We start from the raw sequence: 1,124 nt of genomic DNA on the forward strand, positions 1-1,124 counted from the left end.
GTGAACATGCCGTGGGCGATCACGTCGGGCAGACCGACACCGACCGCGAACTTCTCGTTCCAGTGGATCGGGTTGAAGTCGCCGGAGGCGCCCGCGTACTGCACGAGCGTGGCGCGCGTCACGGGGAAGGACGCCGCCGGCAGCTCGGTGCCGACCTCGACGTCCGCGTAAGAGACCTTCGCCGTCATCGTCATCCCTCCTGGGCCGCGCGGGACACGAGCTTGGTCCAGGCGGTCACGACGTGCTCGCCGGACTCGTCGTGGACCTCACCGCGGATGTCCAGAATGTCATTGCCCGCCATCGACTTGATCGCATCGATGGTGGAGGTGACCGTCAGCCGGTCCCCCGCCCGCACCGGACGCGCATAGGCGAACTTCTGGTCGCCGTGCACGACCCGGCTGTAATCCAGACCCAGCTGCGGGTCCTCGATCACCGCGCCCGCGGCCTTGAACGTGATCGCGAACACAAAAGTCGGCGGAGCGATCACATCGGAATGACCGAGCGCCTTGGCGGCTTCCGGATCCGTGTACGCGGGATTCTCGTCACCCACCGCCACCGCGAACTCGCGGATCTTCTCCCGGCCGACCTCGTACGGAGCGGTGGGCGGATAGGTCCGCCCCACGAAGGACTGGTCGAGTGCCATGAGCAGCTACCTCCTGGTCAATGAGTCTGTACGTACAAAACGACGCAAGGCCGCCCCCCGAGGGGGACGGCCTTGCGTACGAGCCTGGGTGTCAGCGCGTCTCACGGTGTGCAGTGTGGGACTTGCAGCGCGGGCAGTGCTTCTTCATCTCAAGACGGTCCGGGTCATTACGCCGGTTCTTCTTGGTGATGTAGTTCCGCTCCTTGCACTCCACGCAGGCCAGCGTGATCTTCGGGCGGACGTCGGTGGCAGCCACGTGAGTGCTCCTGGGACGGTCGTTGGACGGATGAACGCATAAAAGAGTAGCCGATCGAAGGACCGACCCCACAATCGGCTACCGTGTGTAGCGGTGACCGGACTTGAACCGGTGACACAGCGATTATGAGCCGCTTGCTCTACCGACTGAGCTACACCGCTTTGATACGGAGTCCCTCACCCGAAGGTGAGGGCTCCCGCACCAGAGCCCCAATGCGGAATCGAA

The 1,124-nt window shown here is 64.3% G+C and carries 3 protein-coding genes and 1 tRNA gene; all 4 read right to left on the reverse strand.

What is annotated here, in order from left to right; genetic code table 11:
* Positions 1-188: MaoC/PaaZ C-terminal domain-containing protein (locus J0695_RS12720; protein ID WP_206962105.1), on the reverse strand; the 188-nt coding region annotated here is incomplete at its 3' end.
* A 2-nt stretch (positions 189-190) separates the two neighbouring features.
* A complete protein-coding gene (locus J0695_RS12725) occupies positions 191-643 on the reverse strand; it encodes a MaoC family dehydratase N-terminal domain-containing protein (RefSeq protein WP_206962104.1) in 453 nt (150 codons plus the stop codon).
* A 91-nt stretch (positions 644-734) separates the two neighbouring features.
* Positions 735-899: a 50S ribosomal protein L33 gene (gene rpmG / locus J0695_RS12730; RefSeq protein WP_030986111.1), complete on the reverse strand. Its 165-nt coding sequence runs from the start codon at positions 897-899 to the stop codon at positions 735-737.
* Positions 900-987: 88 nt separating this feature from the next.
* Positions 988-1,060, reverse strand: a tRNA-Met gene (locus J0695_RS12735).
* Positions 1,061-1,124 lie beyond the last annotated feature (64 nt).

It is taken from the genome of Streptomyces beijiangensis, from assembly GCF_017315755.1.
GTDB lineage: Bacteria > Actinomycetota > Actinomycetes > Streptomycetales > Streptomycetaceae > Streptomyces > Streptomyces beijiangensis.

Bases quoted from the DNA above. Each gene is read 5' to 3' on its own strand.
- J0695_RS12725 (WP_206962104.1), bottom strand. From the start codon at position 643: ATGGCACTCGACCAGTCCTTCGTGGGGCGGACCTATCCGCCCACCGCT.